Consider the following 19,466-nt stretch of genomic DNA (forward strand, 5'->3'; position numbering starts at 1 on the left):
TTGGATTTTGAACTAGAGGAGAATGAAAGATGAATGAAGAACGGCTGCCTGCCGCGTACACCGCTAACATTAGAGAGATGCTGGGGGATACGGCGGACGCTTTTCTGGAGAGCTATCTTGCTAAGCGGACCCAGGGTCTGCGGTTCAATACGTTAAAAAGCAGTGCACCTTCCGGCCGCGCCGCAGCGGAGCAGGCAATCGCACAATTCGGCCTGTCACTGGTAGCATGGTGCCCATCGGGCTTCTACTATGAGGACCCGGTCCGGCCGGGAAGACATCCGTATCATACCGCCGGACTATATTATATTCAGGAGCCCTCCGCAATGTCCGCAGCCGAGCTGCTGAAGCCGCTCCCCGGTGAGATCGTTCTCGACCTGGCGGCCGCTCCCGGCGGCAAAACCACCCATATCGCCTCACTGATGCAGGGGCAAGGGCTGCTTATTTCCAATGAAATCCACCCGGAGCGGGCCAAAATCCTGGCCGAAAACGTCGAGCGGCTCGGCATAAGCAACACGCTGGTTACCTCCGCAGCTCCCGGTGATCTCTCCAAAAGATTCCCTGAGGTGTTCGACCGCATTATGCTGGACGCGCCATGCTCCGGCGAAGGGATGTTCCGCAAAGACCCTGCGGCGATAGACGAATGGTCCCCGAAGCATGTGGAGATCTGTGTAGCCAGACAGTGGGATATTCTGCAGGATGCGTATCTGATGCTGAAGCCTGGCGGTCATATGGTCTATTCGACCTGTACCTTCAACCGCCAGGAGAATGAGGAGACGATGGAGCGCTTCGTGCAGACCTATCCCGATATGGAGCTGATCGTTACGAAGCGGCTGTGGCCCCACCTGGAGCGGGGTGAAGGGCATTTTGTGGCCCTGCTGCACAAGGCTGCTTCCGCTGACCAGACAGAATCTGCTTCACGTTCAAGCAAAAGTAAACGCGGTGAACGCGGCAGTAATAGTCAGAAGGCAAGTGCTACGCTTAGGGAGGCCCATCAACAGTTCATGAGCTGGTCGGAGGCAGAATTGCCCGGATTCGCCGGACACGGCGTGCCGCTTCTCTTCGGCGAATCCCTGTATCTGCTGCCTGAGGCATTCAGGGAGCGGCTGCATACCGGTATACTGGACGGGCTCAAGGTGCCGCGTGCCGGACTGCATATTGCCCATCTCAAAAAGAACCGGATCGAGCCTGCCCACGCTCTGGCCATGGCTCTGCGGCCGGATCAGGCGGCACGCAGCTATGATATGCCTGCGGACGGCCCGGAAATCCAGGCCTGGCTGCGCGGAGAGAGTCTGCCGGTTCCGCCAAGCCTGCATGGCTGGACGCTGGTAACCGTAGACGGCTTGCCCGTAGGCTGGGGCAAAGCCAGCTCCGGCCAGCTCAAGAATCATTTGCCCAAGGGTCTGCGGATTCTAAAAGCCCATCTTGACGAGGTTTAGGCAGTTGACCAGTTCATGAAGCCTCCCTACGCATATGATGTCATTATCCCATGGAGATCCGCCGGACTTAAGCGCCGGCAAATGGGAACAGACATGAATCAAGGGAGGAATCAGACATGGGTGCAGGTGTAGGCTTCACTTCAACCGGTGCGATTTTGGTACTCTTCATATTGCTCGTAATCATTTCCCGTTCGTTGTTCGTCTAATTCCGCTGTAAGCAGCACAGCACACGGACCTCAAGCAGCCCGCTCCCTTAATGGGGGCAGGCTGCTTTTTCATCACTATGCAAGTTGAATTAGTCTACTTACAAACAGTACTTCACCAGCGCATCGCGCACGCCGTTGTCATTATTAGTGCCGGTGATCACATCTGCGGCTGCTTTGACCTCCACCGGAGAGTTATCCATCGCCACACCCAGACCGGCATAGGTCAGCATGGAGATATCATTGTAATAGTTGCCGATCGACAGCACCTGCTCTTGCGGGATGCCAAGCTCGGCTGCCAGATGCTTCAGGGCATTGCCTTTGGAGGATTCCGGGTGCATCAAATCGACGAAGAACTCTCCGCTGCGCAGAATGTTGTATTGCTCTCCCCAAGTAGCCCACTCCCGCTGCGCTTCATCCAGAATATCGGACTGTGTGAATACAGTGAATTTCACAATCGGTTCGCGGAAGTCCTCCCAAGCGGGAAGAGATGCAGGCATAATCCGGAAATGCTCATACATATAGTGGGCTTCCTTCGTCAGGTTCTCCACATTGTCCACATACATCTCAAACGTTGTGTTCACATCGAAATGGATATCACGCTCGCGGCAATAGGCGATATACGGGTCCAGCCCTCTGGCGTCCAGCCCATACTGGTGCAGCACCTTACGGTCCTTGACGCTTACCGTTGCCGCCCCGTTATGGCCAAGCACATAGCCCGACAAGCCCATCTCCTCCATAAAAGGAATCGAATTCTGCGGACTGCGCCCTGTGCAGAGTACAATCTGCCCGCCCTGGCGTGTGACCTCGGCAATCGCCGCTTTATTCTCTTCACTGAGCTGATGATCATCATTCAGCAGTGTTCCGTCTACATCCAGTGCAATCAGCTTGTATTTCATACCCCATCATCCTATCTCTGTATAGTATACCGCCAGTTCGCTCCTGGTCTCTATTTAACTAATCCTTACGATTCCGCATCCCCGCCGCCGCGCAGCAGCGTAAGCTCACGGGCCGTGAGCTCCCGGCAAGCTCCCTCGGGCAGCGTCTCATCCAGCTTGAGTTCGCCCATCGACACCCGTTTCAGGAACACTACCTTCTTCCCGACAGCCACGAACATCCGCTTCACCTGATGGAATTTGCCTTCCGTAATGGTGAGTGAGATATACGACAGCACACGGCTGCCCCGTTCTCTGCTTAGAATGCTAAGCTGCGCGGGCAGAGTCACATAACCATCCTCAAGCGTAACACCCTCGGCAAAAGCAGCCACATCCGCTGCATCAACCTCCCCCTCAACGGTAGCCTCGTAGGTTTTGGGGACATGCTTGCGCGGGGACAGCAGCTCATGTGCCAGCTTGCCGTCATTCGTGAGCAGCAGAAGCCCCACGGTATCCTTATCCAGCCGTCCGACCGGGAACGGCTCGAACTGCGCATACTCCTGCTTCAGCAGATCCAGAACCGTACGGTCCCGTTTGTCTTCGGTGGCGGATAATACGCCCGGCGGTTTATTCATCATCAGATAGATGAATTCCCGGTAGAGAACCGGCTCCCCGCCAACCTCTATGCGGTCCTGCTCCGGGTCTACATGGAACCCGCTGTCTTTGACGACAGCTCCATTGACTGTGATCAGGCCCTGCTTGGCCTGCTTGCGGATATCGCTGCGCGAGCCAATCCCCATGTGGGACAGCACCTTATCAATCCGCTGTTTCTTATTCGCCGTTCCTCCTGTAGCCATACTCTAAGTCCACCTCCAGCCTGCGGGATATTCGTTCTTCAGTAGTCCGTCCTGCCATTTGCCCCAGCCTGCGCTGAAGCCGTCAATGCAAACGAGAGTATAACCTTTGTAAGCATGTCCATCCTTAATGGACATGCGTTCTGCGGGGATCGACAAGGTCTCCCCCTTCAGGTAGGAGACCGCTTCCCCGCTGGCGCTGGATAGCGATACCGAGCGGCTGCATTCCTCAGGACGAAGTGCTGTAGCGAGCGGATGACCGGGAACGAATCTGCCGCTCTTGATCTGCCCCACATACCAGCCCGGCCGGACCGTCTTCAGCCCGTCCAGCGCTTCACGCGGCAACGGGGAGATATAAAGATGGTCGCCGAACCATATCGCATGTCCGGGCGGCTGTGTCCCCAGCAGCTCTTGAATAAAGTCCGCATAGACCGCGAACGCTACCGCTTCCCCGCCAGTTCGCTGTGACTGCGGACCTGGACCCGTTCCGGCTCTACCAAAGCCAGAGCCGGAGCCGTGTCCAGATCCGCGTCCTCCCTTGCCGCCCCGGCCGTAATCTGCCTTACCGGGAACTGCCTTACTATGAGAGTCTGTTTTGCCAGGCTTGCTCCGGGGCGCGGCTGACAGACTTTTCTCTCTCGACTCATTTCGTGCTTTTACGTTCTCTAAAGTGTTTGTCACCGTAGTTCCATTTCCTGCTGCCCCGGTTTCAAATGCCTCTCTCTCCGATCCGCCACTTCCCTCATGACGCAATACCGCCATGAAATGCCCTTCCCCCTTGACCTTATGCGGCCACAGCCGCGCCGCACCCGGCAATGGGCCGAGTCCGGCAGCGTACGGACCGGTTCCGCCTATGGGAACCAGCGAGAAGTGCGGATGGCCAGCCAGGAATCCGGCCACCAGCTCCTCGTCCTCTTCCGGCGCGAAGGTGCACGTCGAGTAGACCATCGTTCCGCCCGGCTTCAGCGCCGTGGCTGCCGTCTGCAGAATCTCCCGCTGCATCTCCGCATATTTGTCCGGGGTTCCCGGCTCCCACTGTCTGACCATATCCTCGTCCTTGCGGAACATGCCTTCACCCGAACACGGCGCGTCGATCAGAATCCGGTCGAAGAAGCGGGGAAAGGCCGCCGCAATCCGCTCCGGGCGCTCATTCAGGACAATGCCGTTACGTACCCCGTACAGCTCCAGATTCTTGGCGAGCGCCTTTGTCCGTTCAGGATGCAGGTCATTCGAGACTAGCAGGCCTTCACCCTGCAGCTTGGCAGCAATCTGGGTAGACTTGCCGCCCGGGGCTGCGCACAGATCGAGCACCCGATCCCCCGGCTGAACATCCAGCAGTTCAACCGGGGCCATGGCACTCGGCTCCTGAATATAGTACAGCCCCGCATGATAATAGGGGTGCTTTCCGGGTCTGGCTCCCTCTCCGGTATAGAAGCCCGAAGGGCACCAGGGAATCGGCTCCAGGGGGAAGGGGGAGTGCTCCCGCAGCCCGTCCACCGTTATTTTCAGTGTATTGGCCCGGATTCCCCCGTAAGGTGACTGCTGATAGGTATCTGTAAATTGCTCATATTCCGGTCCCAGCAGCTCTTTCATACGCTGCGCGAAAGCTCCGGGCAGTTGTGCTGTCATGATGCCGTCCTCCCGCTCAAATAATCAGGAACACCCCTGCGGGTGCTCCTGTTGTACCTTACTATGGTCAAGCGCCACCCGGGCTGTGCCTGGGTCTGTCCGGCCGCTGCGGCCCGCGCCGCTGAGGCAGCACAGGCGGAGTAGACTCAGCAGCGAGCCTGACCTCTTCCTCCAGCACGGGGTCTACGATGCGGATTGTGAGATCATAATAATCAAAGGGCTGATCGTTGTAAGCCTCCAGACGGGCAACATACTCCCCGGCTTCCCGGACCAGCTTCGCCAGATCAATCCCCAGCGTCACCGCCGGATATCTGCCCAGTACTTCATGAGACTGCTTCAGCAGAATCAGGCCGCCGCGCACATTGGCATTACGGAAATGGTACAGCCCGACTGCCACCTGCAGCAGAGCTTTGTATAACGGATCACGCTGCTTTTCCAGCCATAATTCCTCCAACACCTCATGACATTCGAAATAATCCCTGTCCCGGTTGAAGTAGATGAGGTAGGCCAGATACAGCGGCTCATAAGCCATCCGGCTCGCTGCCCTTCTTGGCATTCGAGAGCAGCTCGCGCACATGGTCCAGCAGTTCCTTCATTGCATCCATATCCTGAGCCTGCCAGATCGCATTGAACCGTTCCTGACTCTCAATCGCTTCATTCACAAGATGATAGAAATACAGCTGGTGGATTGCCTTCAGCAGTTGGGTCGTCATGTTCGAGTTCTCCTCGAAGGTCTTCTGGGCCTCCAGAATCTCTTCCCGGATACTCGACATCTCGCTGTCCAGAATGGAAGCCGCTTCTGCTGCCGTTTTCAGGCGCACCCGCATTTCATCAGGCAGGCTCTCCCGGTATTTATAATTCAGCGAATGCTCAATGGTTGCCCAGAAGTTCATCGCCAGTGTACGGATTTGAATTTCAGCGAGTACAATCTTTTGACCCAGCGCAGTCTGTACCGGATACCGGATGATCATATGGAAGCTGCGGTAGCCGCTTTCCTTATAATTGGTAATGTAGTCCTTCTCATATAGTACTTCAAGGTCTTTGCGGGCACGGATGTATTCCGCCACTCTGCGGATATCCTCGACGAACTGGCACATAATGCGAATGCCGGCGATATCCTCGATGCCCGTTTCCAGATCCTCCATTTTTACGTTTAAGCGTTTAGCCTTCTCAAGTATGCTAGACAGCCGCTTTACACGGCCGGTAACGAATTCAATCGGAGTATATTCTTCCCTTTTCTTAAGTTCGGAGCGCATCGTCTTGAATTTAACCTTCAATTCCTCCACCGTTTGTTCATAAGGAAGCAGAAAAGTTCCCCAGTCCCTGACGTCCATCGCCTTGTCCTCCTGTCCATTCATCCTTCAGTGATGATCAGCGCCTACCGCATCAAGGAGCCTCTGGAAGCCGTCCCGCCGCAGCAGCTGCCGTAGTCCGGCATGCACTCTGCGGTTAACCTCCGGCCCTTCATAGATGAGTGCTGTATAAATTTCGACCAGACTGGCGCCCGCACGTATCTTATCGTAAGCATCCTGGGCTGTAAAAATCCCGCCCGACCCGATAATCGGCAGCTTGCCGCCAGTCTGGCTATAGATTCTGCGGATAATCTCTGTAGAACGTTCACGCAGCGGCTGACCGCTCAGCCCGCCCGTCTCTCCGGCTTTGTCACTCTGCAGCCCTTCACGGGAGAGTGTCGTATTGGTGGCAATGATGCCGTCCATTCCGGCTTCCCTGATGGTATGTACCATATATTCCAGCTCAGCGTCGCTGACATCGGGAGCGATCTTGACCAGCAGCCCCTTCGTAGTGCCCGTCTTCACCCGCTGCAGCTCCATCTCTTCCTTAACCTCGCTAAGCAGGTTCGAGAGCTCGCTGCCATGCTGAAGACTCCGGAGATCCGGGGTATTCGGCGAGCTGATATTGACCACAAAAAAATCACCGTACGGATACAGCGTACGGATACACTTGCGGTAATCCTCATGCGCCAATTCATTCGGGGTGGCCTTGTTGCGTCCGATATTGACCGCCACCGGAATTCTGCGCTTCTTCAGCTTCTTGAGACGTTCAGCCATAGCCTCAGCGCCTTCATTATTGAAGCCCATCCGGTTAATAAGCGCCTTGTCGGGCAGCAGCCGGAACAGCCGTGGGCTGTCATTGCCGGGCTGGCCTACCGGAGTTACCGTGCCTACCTCCATGAATCCGAAGCCGATCGAAGAGAACCCTCCTACCGCTTCCGCATTCTTATCCAGCCCTGCCGCTAAGCCCACAGGGGTCGGGAAATGTACCCCGAACAGGTCTACTGCAAGATCTGCCGTCTCAGGAACCCCGTACATCAGGCGCATGGCTGCGCTCCCGCCGGGTACTAGATCTGCTTTATTCAGTCCGCCGATGACGAGATGATGCGCCGTCTCCGGGTCCATTTTAAAGAAAATTGGCTTGCCAAAATGTCGATACAGCACCGTTCTCGCTCCTTCAAGGGAACCACAATTGACATAACGACTCCCGTATCTATAGGTTTCTTCTTAATTTTATCCGTTTCCGGGGGAAAAGAAAAGTTTTTTGCCGCAGCGATTGTCCCCGCCTTGCCGCACTTCCTTGCCGCCGCCGCCAATTCTCACAGATTCCCCGTAATTTCAATTCCGTCCGCAGTCCGCAGGTGATTCCTTGCCCAGCTTATGAACGGGTTCAGGAAATCTTGTAGTTCAGAGTTACTATCCCGCTGCTGCTCAAGCTCAGACAAGATGGACTCCCACAAGCTCTTCGGAATAGGATTCTCCCAGCAAGGGTCCAGCGATGTCTGCTCTTCTCCAGTAAAGGGATTGGTTACAGGGAACACCTTGTTAATCGCAGGCTTAAGATACTCAAAGTCCTCTTCATAGATAAACAGCATCTCTGCGTGTGCACTCCCGCCCTCTTCCATGTTCAAATTATACCGGGAAAAGGTGAATCCTATATTCCTCCGGGGACCTGCATAGCGGTATAGCAGCACCGGAATTTCGCTTTTGGATCTGCTTGCCATGGCAGCATCACTCCTGCTTCTGTGTTCTTCACGCTCCAGCATGAAACTTTCCTTATGATACTCCAGCCGTTATTCCTCTGTATAGACTATGGCTCCGTTGATCCAGTCCTGCCGCAAGAGATTGCAGCTAGACTTGTCTTTTCATCCAGACTAGAATAGAGGAGCGGGCACAAGTTCAATGCACCGCCGGCAATCCTCACATGTAAGGGTTATCACAGACTAAGAGAGAAAGAAGGGCGACCTAATGTCAACCAAACGTAAGCCTCCTACACTCCAGCAGAAAAAAGAAGAAGTGAACCGCAAAGCGATTCTGTGGATCAGCGCCAGTCTGATACTGCTGATTGCGCTTATCGCCGTTTTATTTATCTTTGTCGGGAATTAGTTCAGCCAATGGTACACTTTATGGGGGTTGGTCTGATTACGGGGCGAATCCGAAGGGAAACGTTCCTCCGGTACGACCAGCTCCTCAGGCAGAACCCCTTGACTAATCTGAACCTTCGTGCCCATCGGCACCATCGCGAACAGCTCCTCCACATCCTTCCGGCTCATCCGGATACACCCCAGCGACTCATCCTTGCCGATGCTATCCGGCTCATTCGTCCCGTGAATTGCATAATTACTGTCCGAGAGCTGCATGCCCCGGCTGCCGAATTCCCCGTTATCGCGCCCGTTCGGGTTCACGACCTTATCCTTAATGAAGAACTCTCCTTCAGGTGTCTTATCTCCGCCGAGTCCCACAGGATAATTCCGCAGAATTACATTGCCGCTGGTGACCGCCAGACGGTAGTTTTGCTTATCAACAATGATAGCAAGCGGTTGTTTGAAAAAAAGCTTCTCCCCCGGCCCCGCCGCCGGACGTCCGCCTGTCTGCTCTTGCCCCGGAGTACCTGCTTCTTGGCCTCCTGACGGCTGTGGAGATGCAGAGAGCAGCGGCGCCTCTCCCCGTGCGGCACTGCGCAGCGGTGCGAAGGCTTCCTTCATCAGCGGGGTGATGCCGCCCAGCACGTTCGCCGGGAACGGCTTCACTAATTCCTGTACCGCTTCGGGATAAGCCCCTTTGCTGTTCTTGTACGTACGCAGCGCACTCCAGAGCACAGCGAGCTCCTCCTGCTGCTTCTGCCAGTTCAGTCCCTGCTGCTTAAGCTCCGCCGGATCCGGCGGCTGGCATGCGCACGCTGCCTGATTATAGGACTGATAAACTATACGCCCTTCTCCGCTCTTGGCAAGGGTAGCCTCCAGCGGCAACCCTTTCTTCCAGAGCAGCCATTTGCCCGAGCGCTTCATACCGAGCAATGCGGTGGCGGAAGGCGTCTTTGCCGACTTCAGGATGGCTGCCAGGCCCCCGCCCCCCGCAGCAGCATCCGCCGCTACCGCCGTGAAATCCAGACTTGCCGGTTCTTGCGGACTTACCGGTGTCTCTTCGGCGCTCTCCGGCGGCAGCACAGCTGAGATATTCGCGGCTGGCGCAGCGGTGCCCGCTCTCTCCGGCTGAATTCCCGGTGCGACGGCAGCCGGAATAAGCATGAGCAGCAGCAGCATTAGAGCCAGCAGCACCCGGCGCTTCTTGAGTCTAGCGGTCTGCCGTTCCCGGGCCGATTCCAGCAGCCCTTCCTCGTACTGCTGCAGCATTTCCGCCGGCACCTTGCTGCGTTCAAATGCCTCATACACTTCCCCGGCCTGATTGTAGCAGTAATTCGCTTTTCCATACTGGCCGTTCTTATAGTATTCCTTACCAAGCAAGTACCATGCCATCTTATTATCCGGATGCATCTGTACATAGGCTTTTAGATGCTGAGCATTCTTCATGTTGGCCTCCACTATTGGTGGTATGGTTACGTATTCGTATCTGCCTTCTATTGTATATCGGCAAAAGATGCAAAAAAAGACACCTCAAGCCGCATTTATTGCGGACCGGAGATGTCTTTATGTTAGACGGCAGTAGCTTAGCCCTCTTTGTTGAAAGGTGCATCTGCAATCTTAATGGAGTCTGTAGGGCATCCGTCAGCTGAATCCTGCAGGTCATCGAACAAGTCGTCCGGAATCACTACATCACCGTGGTTGCCGTCGTTCTCATAGATCACTTCTGCCAAACCTTCATCATCGTAATCAAAAATATCAGGGGCCGTCGCGCCACAAGCACCACAAGCGATGCATGTGTCCTTCTCGACCCAAGTGTACTTAGCCATTTTTTCTCTGCCTCCCGCTTAACTATACAGCCTGCAGTCGCAGCCTGTTATTTTTCTCATATTAATATAAATAGGATACAATTTCAATGAATTTTCAATGTGTTGACATTATTGCCTCATTCTCAGGGGGGCTCCCAGCAGGTGATGACGGCCCTTATCTCAGTCTATATCCTTATCTGCGCCGCCCAGATTGTCCTTCTGCAGCGAGGTGCCCCGCTCCTTATGATTACGCAGCCGCGCAGAGTGGCTGTCGCTCAGCATCCCTGCGGTCAGCACCGCATTCTCGCCGAACTTGTTGCGCAGCATATCCATCGCCTTATTGAGCGATTCCTTTTTCGGCTGCCGTTCGTAGTCGAACAGGTCCAGCTGAATGGCCGACTCCTCTTTGGGTATCAGCCCCTGGAGCGTTACCCCCAGCAGCCGCACCGGCTTGTCACCCTTCCAGTGGCGCGCGAACTGGTCGCATGCCACCTTATAGATGTCCTCGGCGCTCTCCGTGGGAGCCTCAAGCTGGCGGGAGCGGGTAATCGTCTTCATATCCGGCGTGCGGATCGTCAGCTGTACCCCCGCTGCAACCAGCCCCTGCTTCCTCAGCCTCCGCGCGACCTGATCGCTTAGGTTCAGCAGAATCGGGCGCGCCTCAGCCAAGCCTACTACATCATGCGGCAGCGTGGTTGTATGGCCGATGGATTTGCTCTGCTCCCGCTCCGGATTCACGATCCCGTGATCAATCCCGTTCCCCGCCCGCTTCAGCCAGGCACCCATGACGCCGAAATGGCCGACCAGCATCGCCTCGTCTGCGGCCGCCAGCTGTCCGATGCTGTAGATGCCCAGCTTGCGCAGCTTCTCGGCCGTCTTGCCGCCAATGCCGAACATCTCATTGCACGGCTTGTCCCACAGCACGGACGGCACATCGCGCAGCCGCAGCACGGAGATACCGCTGGGCTTCTTCAGATCAGAAGCGATCTTCGCCAGCAGCTTGTTGGGGGCAATCCCGATGGAGCAAGGCAGACCCAGCTCCTCCATAATGCGCCGCTGCAGCGCCTCGGCAATCTCCAGCGGGGTACCGAATTGACGGGAGCCGGTGATATCGAGATAGCATTCATCTATAGAGACCGCTTCGAGCAAGGGGGTATAGCTGTAGGCAATTTGCATAAAAGCATTCGAGTACTTGCGGTATAGATGGAAATCCGGCTTAATAAGCATTAAAGACGGACAAATCCGCAGCGCCTTCTGCACCTGCATACCAGTGGAGATGCCCAGCCTGCGCGCGGCGTAGGAGCAGGTGACGATAATCCCCCTTCTAGCCTCCACACTGCCAGCCACCGCTGTCGCCTCACCTTTATATTGCTCCGGATCTTCCGCCTCATGCACAGAGCAATAAAAGGCATTCATATCCACATGCAGAATAACCCTGCCGCTTGCCGGATAATATTGATCCACACTCTGCATGGTATCCACCTTCTTATCTTTCGGGGTTCCATTGTTATTGTCAGCATACCTCTACCCCGGCGGGAGGTCAACTTGCCAGAGAGCCGCTTGTGACAGCGCAGTGAAAAGTTCTTTGTTACTTTCCCGCGTAAAAATGCTATAATATAAAAATTAATTTCCTATGCGAAGGCTAATAACACTTTTAGGAGGACACTCATGTCTAAGTCTATCTCCATCTTCGATACTACCCTGCGCGACGGAACACAAGGCGAGGGGATCAGTCTGTCGGCGGATGACAAGCTGAAGATTGCCAGGAAACTCGACGATCTGGGTGTCCATTATATTGAAGGCGGCAATCCGGGCAGCAACAACAAGGATATCGAGTTTTTCAAAAGAGTCCAGGAGCTTCATCTGAATGCCAAAATTACCGCATTCGGCAGCACCCGGCGCAAGAACACGGTGACTGAGCAGGACGAGGGGCTGCAGCGGATGATTAACGCTGGCGTTCCGGCGGCTACCCTGGTGGGCAAATCGTGGGATTTCCATGTTCATACTGCCCTGCAGACCACTCTGGAAGAGAACCTGGCCATGATCGGCGATTCCATCTCTTATCTGAAGCGCAAGGGGCTTGAGGTCATTTTCGATGCAGAGCATTTCTTCGACGGCTTCAAGAACAATCCTGAATACGCCGCTGCCGTTCTCACCCGTGCCCGCGAGGCCGGAGCAGACTGGCTGGTGATGTGCGATACGAACGGCGGCACCCTGCCGCATGAGATTCATGATATTGTGACAAGCATCGGTGTGATGCTCCCGGAAGCATCGCTCGGTATTCATACACACAACGATTGTGAGCTTGCGGTTGCCAACACCCTAAGCGCAATCGGCGCCGGTGCCCGGCAGGTCCAGGGGACCATTAACGGCTACGGCGAGCGCTGCGGCAATGCCAATCTGTGTTCCATCATTCCAACACTGCAGCTGAAGATGGGCTATCACTGCATCCCTGGCGATTCTCTGCCGCAGTTAACCAATACAGCCCGGTTCATCAGTGAGGTCGCCAACGTGAACATGCCGGTGAATCAGCCTTATGTCGGCACAGCCGCTTTCGCCCACAAGGGCGGCATCCACGTATCCGCCATTTTGCGCGATTCACGGACGTACGAGCATATCGCCCCTGAGCTGGTAGGCAATAAGCAGCGTGTCCTGGTCTCCGAGCTTGCCGGTCAGAGCAATGTGCTGTCCAAGGCGCAGGACATGGGACTCAGCCTTGATCCAAGCAGCGAGCAGGCGCGCAAGGTGATTGATAAGATCAAGAATCTTGAACATCAGGGGTACCAGTTCGAAGGCGCGGATGCTTCGCTTGAATTGCTGCTCCGGGAAGCAACCGGCGAGATGAACGAGCTGTTCACCTTCGAATCGTTCAAGATGCTGGTTGAGAAAACCGCCGGCCGCCCTGTCGTCTCCGAAGCCTTCGTCAAGCTGAAGGTGGGCGGCGAGAGCCTGTACACGGCCGCCGAAGGCAACGGACCGGTCAACGCACTGGATAATGCGCTGCGTAAGGCACTGCAGACCTACTTCCCGCAGCTTAAAGACATGCACCTCTCCGACTATAAGGTCCGTGTGCTGGATGAGCAGGATCAGACGGCCGCGAAGGTACGCGTGCTGATTGAATCCAAGGACTACAGCGACACCTGGAACACCGTAGGCGTATCCAGCAACGTGATCGAAGCGAGCTGGGAGGCGCTGGTCGATTCCATGCGCTATGCCCTTCTGGGACAGATCTCACTGGACCAGGGCATTCCGGCCAGCAGTGAACCGAGAGGTCTGGTCAATCACTGATCTCCTTGGCTTCGCTCGATGCACTCCAAAAAGCCCTCCGATGCGGAACTTTCTCCGCGCAGGAGGGCTTTTCACCATGCAGCTGATTGCCTGTGCTAGGAGCCGGTCAGCGCAATAATCTTTTTCTCCAATTCCTCTGCGCTCAGGACCCCCAGGATAATCTCGCTGATGACCCCGTTCTTATCAATCAACACGTTGGTCGGAAACACCGCCCCGTTATACTTGTCGAAGATCTGGCCCTTCAGATCATACATCACCGGGAAGGTCAGCATGTACTTCTTGACGAAGCGTTCCGCATTAGGCTTGTAATCCTGGCTGGTCACGTTAATTCCGTATACATCCAGCACCTTGCTGTACTTCATAGCCAGCTTATTCAGTTCAGGAGCTTCCTGCCGGCAAGGATCACACCAGGAGGCCCAGAAGTTAAGAATGACCGGCTTCTCCCTCGCCCCATCGACCCCATATTGCTTATCCCCTTCCTGCACTGTAAAAGGAGGCGCTTTGAGTCCGGCGGATGCACCAGTCTCCGGTTCCGCCGTCTGCTGCAGGACTGCAACCGCCTTTGGCTCCGATTTCACTTTATGTTCTATGGCAAGAACGGCCAGAAAAACAATCAAGGCCAGAATCGTTACATTCCGTTTATGGACTGCTTTCATAGAGTTCAGATCCTTTACATGGAGGATTTTTCTCTATTGTACCCCCACTTGCTCCAGTTTCAAACGTTATCATAAAAAAAGAGGATTCCGTCAAAGACGAAATCCCATGAAGAGAGAGGGGTAAAGCTGACAGCGGCCAGGGAAGCCCCCGGGTGTTCAGACCGGACTCTTCCGTACAGCAAAGGCTGGGGAAGCTTCTGCTGCCCGGCTGCCGCAGGAGACCTGCGGACAGCTGCTGGCGCTGCCGCAGCGGGTGGCATGTGTATTGGCCTAAGGCCGATACGCAACGTAGCGCCTGACCCGCCGCCTTCCTGAAATACCTTTATGACTCCTCGCTTTGCACTGCAATCCGGATAGTCTTACACAATATCCCTCAGGTCCTGCTTAGATAGGCGTACAAGTCGCCTAGCGTATCTACCTGATTCTTTTGTAAGATCTGGCGGATGTAAGCTACCCACAGCTTCGCCGTCATCTTGGCATCCTCCAGCGCATGATGGCGGCCCTCAATAGGAATCTCATGGATCGCCAGCAGCTCATCCAGCGTGTAATTGCTGCGGTGCGGCTCCAGCCAACGGGCCAGCATCATCGTATCCAGCACCCGGTGGGTTAACTGGACCTTGGAGGTCTTCCATAAGGCAGCGTTCAGGAACGCCTTATCATGGGCGCTCCCGTGCGCCACCAGCACCCGCTGCCCGACGAAGGACATGAAGTTATGCAGGCCATCCATCAGCGGCGGAGCAGAGGAGGTCATCTCGGCTGAGATTCCGGTCAGTCTCGTAATATTGTCAGGAATCGTTGCCCCGCAGTTCACCAGTGTATAGAAGCATTCCTCTGCCTTGATCTCTTCGCCTACTACCCGGATCGCCCCAATGGACATAATCTCGTCCCCACCCTGGTGGGAGAAGCCTGTAGTCTCCAGATCGAATATTACCGTCTCCAGTTCAGACAGCGGAGTATGCAACACCTCGGGACGCCGCTTCTCGCGCATCAGAGAACGGATAAAGGCCATTTGCTGGGCTGTCTGCTGCGCCGATTCTCCGCCCCTCATGGAAGCGATGGCAGAGGGCATTCCGCCTTGCCGCAGATTATTCCAGAATCCTCCGCCTTTGCTCGGCTCCTTCATAGCTGTCTCCTTTCCGCTGACCGGAGCTGCCGCTGCAGCGCCTTATGCAGGCGTCTGATCAGCAGCAGGCTTTCCCGCAGCTCCGCCCGGAGCTGCTTATTCTTCAAATCATTCTCCGCATAATAATCACTGCTCACGAGCAGGCCGTCCGTCACCGTAAACGGCGTGTTCACCCGCATCCTGAGCGCTGTCAGACAAGCCCGCCTGATTTCTTCCAGATGCTGATACTGCTCCAGCTTAGCCAGCTCATCCAGCCGCTTCAGTGTCGAAGATGCTTCGATTCCATGCAGCAGCGACAAGTGCCTGACAATATTGACAAGCGGAATGTAGAGGCCATATTTGACATCGAAGCCGCCTGCATTATCACCGAACCGCTCCGTGAGCACCTGCCCCAGCAGATTCAGCGTTGCCTTGTGGCGCACCGTATTGCGCAGTACTGCCAACGTCAATTTACTGTTATCCGTGAATCCGTTATGCAGGGCTTCCCGCCACTGCGCAGACAGCGCCTCACTTCCCGCTACATGCCGCATATCCGAAGCTATAATCAGGTACCTCACAGGCTCCCATTCGAGTTGCTCCATCCAGTCTGCCAGCTGGAGCCTCCAGTCTGCCAGTGACTTCCGCCAGAGCGGCTCAGAGCACATGACCCTGCCCTCACACTTCTCATAGCCAATCGCCTCAAGCACATCCGACAGCATGCTGCCAAAAGCTTCGAAATACCTTTTCCGTTCACCCTCCAGCGCTTCCTCGACAATCAGGCCGTTATCCTGATCGCTCCACAGTGTAGCTTCCTGCCGGCCCGCACTCCCGAAAACAATAAAGGAATAGGCGCAGGGAGGCAGGCCGTAGCCCGCCTCCTTCATCTGCGCCTCACATATCCGTACCGCGGTCCGGGCAAGCTGGTCATGCATCGCATTGACCCGGTGCATCCATTCCTGAACGGGAATCACGCCGAGCTGCTCCAGCAGCACTTGTTGACAAGCGGTACGTCTCCTCTTGAGCTCCTCCGGCGAACCGGCTGTTACGATGGACAAGTAACTTTCTTCTTTGTTCCAATCTGCTGCCTCCATCGAAGCCACTCGGTCCGCCTCCCTGCCTGAGTATAGATATTAGTGTTTGAGGGTTTTGGATTCTGATTCACTGATCAGCTTCATTTGCTCAGGATAACCGTAAGTACCGTGCTCACTGATATCCAGACCCATCAATTCTTCTTCTTCTGTTACACGGATACCCATAACCATCTTCATCACATACAGGATGACGAAGGACATCACGGCTACGAATACGAAGGTTCCGACTACACCCAGCGCCTGCACGCCGAGCTGATGGAAGCCGCCGCCGTAGAAGAGACCTGCTTTACCTACAAGTGCACCTTGTTCAATAAGATCTGGTGCTGCGAAGAGACCTGTGGACAACGCACCCCACATACCGGCGATACCGTGTACAGAGAAAGCATAGATCGGATCATCCAGTCCTGCACGCTCCAGCCACTGCGAAGTCATGAAGGTGAAGGCACCGGCAATGAGACCGATAACGATGGCTGCCCAAGGCTCTACGAAGGCACAGGCACCTGTGATGGCAACCAGGGCTGCCAGTACGCCGTTAAGCATTGCCGGAATATCAGATTTGCCGAAGTACAGCCAGGAAGCTGCCAGAGCTGCCAAACCGCCTGCCGCCGCTGCAATGTTAGTAGTCAGCGCTACATGTCCGAAGAATCCGCCCATAGGGGACAACGCGCTGCCTGGGTTGAAGCCGAACCAGCCGAACCAGAGAATGATCACACCAAGGACAGTGAATACCTGGTTATGCCCCGGAATAATGACCGGCTTGCCTTCTTTGTTGAATTTGCCAAGACGTGGCTTGAGAAGAATGGTCGCCACTACTGCCGCCGTCGCACCTGTAAGATGGACAACTGTAGAACCTGCATAATCCTGCATGCTCAGCTCTGCCAACCAGCCGCCGCCCCATACCCAGTGAGCTACAACCGGATAAATCACAACCGAGAAGAGAATTCCGAAGATAATATATACGCTAAGCTTAGCACGTTCAGCCATACCACCGGATACAATCGCCAGGGAGACTGCTGCAAATGCCATTTGGAACAGGAATTTCGTATTTAAGGTAACATCGGAGAAGGCCAGGGATTCGAATGCAGAGGCTGTTGAATCGCCGCCGTAGAAGAAACCTGTAGTTCCGAAGAAGCTGTTGCCGTTACCGAAGCCAAGGCCAAAGCCCAGTGCCCAGAAGCACAAGCTTGCAATTGCCAGTGTCAGTACCGTCTTACCGGCCACGTGACCGGCATTCTTCATCCGGACCGAACCGGCCTCAAGTAATGCGAATCCTGATTGCATGAAGAATACAAGGATAAATGCCAGGAACGTAAATGCAGTGTCTAGTCCGATCTGCAGATCCGGTGCTGCCGGACCCTCAGCTGCGAAGGCGCTGACCGGATAGATCATCAGTGTAATCATACCCAGGAACATCATCAACATCTTTTTTTTCATATTGTACCCCACTCCCCAATGTTATATTTTCTAACAAAGCGTGAAACTCTTAATGTCATTATAATCAGAAGTCAGGTAAATTGACAAGACTATTTTTTCGAATGTTTTAATTTAATTTTGGAAGCTGTGCCATTCTTCACTTAAGGAGCACTCCCGAGTGCGATTACCGGTAACCCGCAAGATTAGCACACGTCCTTACGCACCAATTATGCAAACGCATACAGACAACATAGCTTTTTCCTTGGCATCACATTGTATTTTTATTAACGTCTATTAGTAAACATGCCTTTTATTATCCCTTGATTGCTCCCTGCACCACTCTCTGCTTTTTGCAATACGGATGATTTCCTGCTGGACTATCCGAATATATATATTACATATCGTGTCATGTTAATCACAACTTCATCCACTCCAAGGCACTTCCGGTTCATTCATCTCCCAAGTATCTTTATGAAAAGTCAGCATATACTTTAAAGTAAGCATCACGTTTGACTGTACGGTTTCCAATTTGATATGATTATTTTAAGCAGCATATAGTGAGGTGAGATAACTTGGAGATATGACCCTTTACCGGATCGGAGAGCTGGCCAAGGCGGCCGGTATCAGTGAACGTACCATTGATTATTATACGAAGCTTGGACTGATTACACCTGAATCCAGGAGCATGAAGAATTACCGGCTCTACAGTCATGAAACCTTAGTCATTCTGCAACGTATTAATCAGCTTAAGCAAGAGAAATATACATTGGAAGAAATCAAATCCCTGATGGGCAAGTGGAATGCAGCCACACCTGAGGCTGAGGTCTCCGGCAAGCTGGTCCAGCTTGAGCTTCAGATGCAGCAGCTTGAACGGGAAGTCAAGGCCCTGGAGCCCGTGATAAGCGGTTTGAAGCCTGGCCAGGCCAACCGTGCACTGGCCGCACTGATTCCTCAGGGCGTCGCCTGTATGGAAGCGATCCGGCTTCTGCTGACCCAGGGGCCGCCAATGTAACAGCTTGTAATTTATAATGGAGGAATGAGCACCTATGATGCCACTAATGTATGTATTGTTAGCTGTCGCTTTTATCTTCTCGCTATGGGCCCAGTTCAGGGTCAAGGGCAATTTCAAGAAATGGGCCAAGGTACCGAACATGAACGGCTTAACGGGTTACGAAGCAGCCCGGCGTATGTTGGATGCCAATGGACTCTACGATGTTCCCATTGAACCGGTTCCAGGAACCCTCACAGACCACTATGACCCGATTAACCGCGTTGTGCGGCTGTCGGAGCCTGTATATTATGAAAGCTCCATCGCAGCGGTCTCCGTCGCTTGTCACGAGATCGGCCATGCGATTCAGCACAAGGAGCATTATCCGATGCTGGCGCTTCGCCACCGGATGTTCCCGGTCGTGAACTTTGCCTCCGGGGTCGCCCCCTTCATGCTGCTTGCAGGCTTCATCTTCAGCTCGTTCAATCTTATTGGACTCGGCATAATCTTCTTCTCTGCCGCAGTTGCCTTCCAGCTGGTCACACTGCCTGTCGAATTCAACGCCAGCAGCCGTGCGCGCACGATTATGTTACAGCAGGGCTTCATCCGCAACGATGAAGAGCGCGGCGTCGCCAAGGTCCTGAATGCCGCAGCGCTAACCTATGTTGCAGCAGCGCTGGTATCCCTGATCGAACTGATCCGCCTGATCCTGATGTTCCTCGGCAACCGCGATTAAGATCTATATGACTA

The 19,466-nt window shown here is 54.6% G+C and carries 20 protein-coding genes; 6 read left to right on the forward strand and 14 right to left on the reverse strand.

All coding sequences use genetic code 11. The features are described 5' to 3' along the window. The first annotated feature begins 29 nt into the window (after positions 1-29). Both NST04_RS25280 and NST04_RS25285 read left to right on the forward strand, forming a co-directional pair. Positions 30-1,436, forward strand: coding sequence for an RsmB/NOP family class I SAM-dependent RNA methyltransferase (locus tag NST04_RS25280; protein ID WP_341186679.1), 1,407 nt, complete (start codon positions 30-32; stop codon positions 1,434-1,436). 116 nt (positions 1,437-1,552) lie between these two features. Continuing rightward, the gene (locus NST04_RS25285; RefSeq protein ID WP_143803672.1) at positions 1,553-1,642 is read left to right on the forward strand and encodes a sporulation protein YjcZ; all 90 of its coding nucleotides are present in this window, start codon (positions 1,553-1,555) and stop codon (positions 1,640-1,642) included. Between the two features lie 98 nt (positions 1,643-1,740). On the opposite strand, the gene NST04_RS25290 is transcribed toward NST04_RS25285, so the two are convergent. The 7 genes from NST04_RS25290 to NST04_RS25320 form a co-directional block, all read right to left on the reverse strand. Further along, complete coding sequence (locus NST04_RS25290) at positions 1,741-2,538, reverse strand: Cof-type HAD-IIB family hydrolase (RefSeq protein ID WP_341186680.1); 798 nt, start codon at positions 2,536-2,538, stop codon at positions 1,741-1,743. A gap of 65 nt (positions 2,539-2,603) precedes the next feature. Then, positions 2,604-3,371, reverse strand: coding sequence for a pseudouridine synthase (locus tag NST04_RS25295; protein WP_341186681.1), 768 nt, complete (start codon positions 3,369-3,371; stop codon positions 2,604-2,606). A 3-nt stretch (positions 3,372-3,374) separates the two neighbouring features. Next, positions 3,375-4,997 carry an RsmB/NOP family class I SAM-dependent RNA methyltransferase gene (locus NST04_RS25300; protein ID WP_341186682.1) on the reverse strand — a complete coding sequence of 541 codons (1,623 nt, stop codon included), beginning with the start codon at positions 4,995-4,997 and terminating at the stop codon, positions 3,375-3,377. A gap of 67 nt (positions 4,998-5,064) precedes the next feature. Continuing rightward, entirely contained in the window at positions 5,065-5,553 is a 489-nt protein-coding gene (locus NST04_RS25305; RefSeq protein ID WP_341186683.1) for a DUF309 domain-containing protein, read from the reverse strand. Next, a complete protein-coding gene (locus NST04_RS25310) occupies positions 5,519-6,331 on the reverse strand; it encodes a GTP pyrophosphokinase (RefSeq protein ID WP_036725183.1) in 813 nt (270 codons plus the stop codon). Before NST04_RS25310 ends, NST04_RS25305 begins: the two co-directional genes overlap by 35 nt. A 27-nt stretch (positions 6,332-6,358) precedes the next feature. Continuing rightward, the gene (locus NST04_RS25315) at positions 6,359-7,453 is read right to left on the reverse strand and encodes a quinone-dependent dihydroorotate dehydrogenase (RefSeq protein ID WP_341186684.1); all 1,095 of its coding nucleotides are present in this window, start codon (positions 7,451-7,453) and stop codon (positions 6,359-6,361) included. A 155-nt stretch (positions 7,454-7,608) separates the two neighbouring features. Next, a complete protein-coding gene (locus tag NST04_RS25320; protein ID WP_341186685.1) occupies positions 7,609-8,013 on the reverse strand; it encodes a hypothetical protein in 405 nt (134 codons plus the stop codon). A 244-nt stretch (positions 8,014-8,257) separates the two neighbouring features. Between NST04_RS25320 and NST04_RS25325 the strand changes: the two genes are divergently transcribed. Next, positions 8,258-8,395 carry a hypothetical protein gene (locus tag NST04_RS25325; RefSeq protein ID WP_341186686.1) on the forward strand — a complete coding sequence of 46 codons (138 nt, stop codon included), beginning with the start codon at positions 8,258-8,260 and terminating at the stop codon, positions 8,393-8,395. On the opposite strand, the gene NST04_RS25330 is transcribed toward NST04_RS25325, so the two are convergent. The 3 genes from NST04_RS25330 to NST04_RS25340 form a co-directional block, all read right to left on the reverse strand. Further along, a complete protein-coding gene (locus tag NST04_RS25330; RefSeq protein ID WP_341186687.1) occupies positions 8,392-9,819 on the reverse strand; it encodes a L,D-transpeptidase family protein in 1,428 nt (475 codons plus the stop codon). The genes NST04_RS25325 and NST04_RS25330 overlap by 4 nt on opposite strands. A gap of 137 nt (positions 9,820-9,956) precedes the next feature. Further along, positions 9,957-10,199 (reverse strand): ferredoxin, encoded by a 243-nt coding sequence (locus tag NST04_RS25335; RefSeq protein WP_341186688.1) that lies wholly within the window; start codon positions 10,197-10,199, stop codon positions 9,957-9,959. 159 nt (positions 10,200-10,358) lie between these two features. Next, entirely contained in the window at positions 10,359-11,651 is a 1,293-nt protein-coding gene (locus NST04_RS25340; RefSeq protein WP_341186689.1) for a DNA polymerase IV, read from the reverse strand. Between the two features lie 195 nt (positions 11,652-11,846). Between NST04_RS25340 and cimA the strand changes: the two genes are divergently transcribed. Beyond that, the gene (gene cimA, locus NST04_RS25345; protein ID WP_341186690.1) at positions 11,847-13,466 is read left to right on the forward strand and encodes a citramalate synthase; all 1,620 of its coding nucleotides are present in this window, start codon (positions 11,847-11,849) and stop codon (positions 13,464-13,466) included. 95 nt (positions 13,467-13,561) lie between these two features. On the opposite strand, the gene NST04_RS25350 is transcribed toward cimA, so the two are convergent. The 4 genes from NST04_RS25350 to NST04_RS25365 all read right to left on the reverse strand — a co-directional run bounded on the left by NST04_RS25350 (position 13,562) and on the right by NST04_RS25365 (position 17,749). Next, positions 13,562-14,122, reverse strand: coding sequence for a TlpA family protein disulfide reductase (locus tag NST04_RS25350; RefSeq protein WP_036725194.1), 561 nt, complete (start codon positions 14,120-14,122; stop codon positions 13,562-13,564). 373 nt (positions 14,123-14,495) lie between these two features. Further along, complete coding sequence (locus tag NST04_RS25355) at positions 14,496-15,245, reverse strand: exonuclease domain-containing protein (RefSeq protein ID WP_209874255.1); 750 nt, start codon at positions 15,243-15,245, stop codon at positions 14,496-14,498. After that, positions 15,242-16,315 carry a DUF294 nucleotidyltransferase-like domain-containing protein gene (locus NST04_RS25360; RefSeq protein WP_341186839.1) on the reverse strand — a complete coding sequence of 358 codons (1,074 nt, stop codon included), beginning with the start codon at positions 16,313-16,315 and terminating at the stop codon, positions 15,242-15,244. The genes NST04_RS25355 and NST04_RS25360 overlap by 4 nt, the downstream gene beginning before the upstream one ends. A gap of 39 nt (positions 16,316-16,354) precedes the next feature. Beyond that, on the reverse strand, positions 16,355-17,749 hold the full coding sequence (locus NST04_RS25365) for an ammonium transporter (RefSeq protein ID WP_076078435.1): 1,395 nt from the start codon (positions 17,747-17,749) through the stop codon (positions 16,355-16,357). Positions 17,750-18,308: 559 nt separating this feature from the next. Between NST04_RS25365 and NST04_RS25370 the strand changes: the two genes are divergently transcribed. Then, the gene (locus tag NST04_RS25370; RefSeq protein ID WP_036702199.1) at positions 18,309-18,740 is read left to right on the forward strand and encodes a MerR family transcriptional regulator; all 432 of its coding nucleotides are present in this window, start codon (positions 18,309-18,311) and stop codon (positions 18,738-18,740) included. A gap of 34 nt (positions 18,741-18,774) precedes the next feature. Further along, on the forward strand, positions 18,775-19,452 hold the full coding sequence (locus tag NST04_RS25375) for a zinc metallopeptidase (protein ID WP_445667944.1): 678 nt from the start codon (positions 18,775-18,777) through the stop codon (positions 19,450-19,452). The last annotated feature ends 14 nt before the right edge of the window (positions 19,453-19,466 follow it).

The sequence above is a fragment of the Paenibacillus sp. FSL H7-0756 genome (genome assembly GCF_038006765.1).
Lineage (GTDB): Bacteria > Bacillota > Bacilli > Paenibacillales > Paenibacillaceae > Paenibacillus_AQ.

What these genes read in the sequence shown, in the direction of transcription:
- NST04_RS25295 (WP_341186681.1), bottom strand. Translation starts at nt 3,371, where the DNA reads ATGGCTACAGGAGGAACGGCGAATAAGAAACAGCGGATTGATAAGGTG.
- NST04_RS25300 (WP_341186682.1), bottom strand. Translation starts at nt 4,997, where the DNA reads ATGACAGCACAACTGCCCGGAGCTTTCGCGCAGCGTATGAAAGAGCTG.
- NST04_RS25330 (WP_341186687.1), bottom strand. Translation starts at nt 9,819, where the DNA reads ATGAAGAATGCTCAGCATCTAAAAGCCTATGTACAGATGCATCCGGAT.
- NST04_RS25355 (WP_209874255.1), bottom strand. Translation starts at nt 15,245, where the DNA reads ATGAAGGAGCCGAGCAAAGGCGGAGGATTCTGGAATAATCTGCGGCAA.
- NST04_RS25370 (WP_036702199.1), top strand. Translation starts at nt 18,309, where the DNA reads ATGACCCTTTACCGGATCGGAGAGCTGGCCAAGGCGGCCGGTATCAGT.
- NST04_RS25280 (WP_341186679.1), top strand. Translation starts at nt 30, where the DNA reads ATGAATGAAGAACGGCTGCCTGCCGCGTACACCGCTAACATTAGAGAG.
- NST04_RS25375 (WP_445667944.1), top strand. Translation starts at nt 18,775, where the DNA reads ATGATGCCACTAATGTATGTATTGTTAGCTGTCGCTTTTATCTTCTCG.
- NST04_RS25365 (WP_076078435.1), bottom strand. Translation starts at nt 17,749, where the DNA reads ATGAAAAAAAAGATGTTGATGATGTTCCTGGGTATGATTACACTGATG.
- NST04_RS25320 (WP_341186685.1), bottom strand. Translation starts at nt 8,013, where the DNA reads ATGGCAAGCAGATCCAAAAGCGAAATTCCGGTGCTGCTATACCGCTAT.
- NST04_RS25335 (WP_341186688.1), bottom strand. Translation starts at nt 10,199, where the DNA reads ATGGCTAAGTACACTTGGGTCGAGAAGGACACATGCATCGCTTGTGGT.
- NST04_RS25285 (WP_143803672.1), top strand. Translation starts at nt 1,553, where the DNA reads ATGGGTGCAGGTGTAGGCTTCACTTCAACCGGTGCGATTTTGGTACTC.
- cimA (WP_341186690.1), top strand. Translation starts at nt 11,847, where the DNA reads ATGTCTAAGTCTATCTCCATCTTCGATACTACCCTGCGCGACGGAACA.
- NST04_RS25290 (WP_341186680.1), bottom strand. Translation starts at nt 2,538, where the DNA reads ATGAAATACAAGCTGATTGCACTGGATGTAGACGGAACACTGCTGAAT.
- NST04_RS25310 (WP_036725183.1), bottom strand. Translation starts at nt 6,331, where the DNA reads ATGGACGTCAGGGACTGGGGAACTTTTCTGCTTCCTTATGAACAAACG.
- NST04_RS25360 (WP_341186839.1), bottom strand. Translation starts at nt 16,315, where the DNA reads ATGGAGGCAGCAGATTGGAACAAAGAAGAAAGTTACTTGTCCATCGTA.
- NST04_RS25305 (WP_341186683.1), bottom strand. Translation starts at nt 5,553, where the DNA reads ATGCCAAGAAGGGCAGCGAGCCGGATGGCTTATGAGCCGCTGTATCTG.
- NST04_RS25350 (WP_036725194.1), bottom strand. Translation starts at nt 14,122, where the DNA reads ATGAAAGCAGTCCATAAACGGAATGTAACGATTCTGGCCTTGATTGTT.
- NST04_RS25325 (WP_341186686.1), top strand. Translation starts at nt 8,258, where the DNA reads ATGTCAACCAAACGTAAGCCTCCTACACTCCAGCAGAAAAAAGAAGAA.
- NST04_RS25340 (WP_341186689.1), bottom strand. Translation starts at nt 11,651, where the DNA reads ATGCAGAGTGTGGATCAATATTATCCGGCAAGCGGCAGGGTTATTCTG.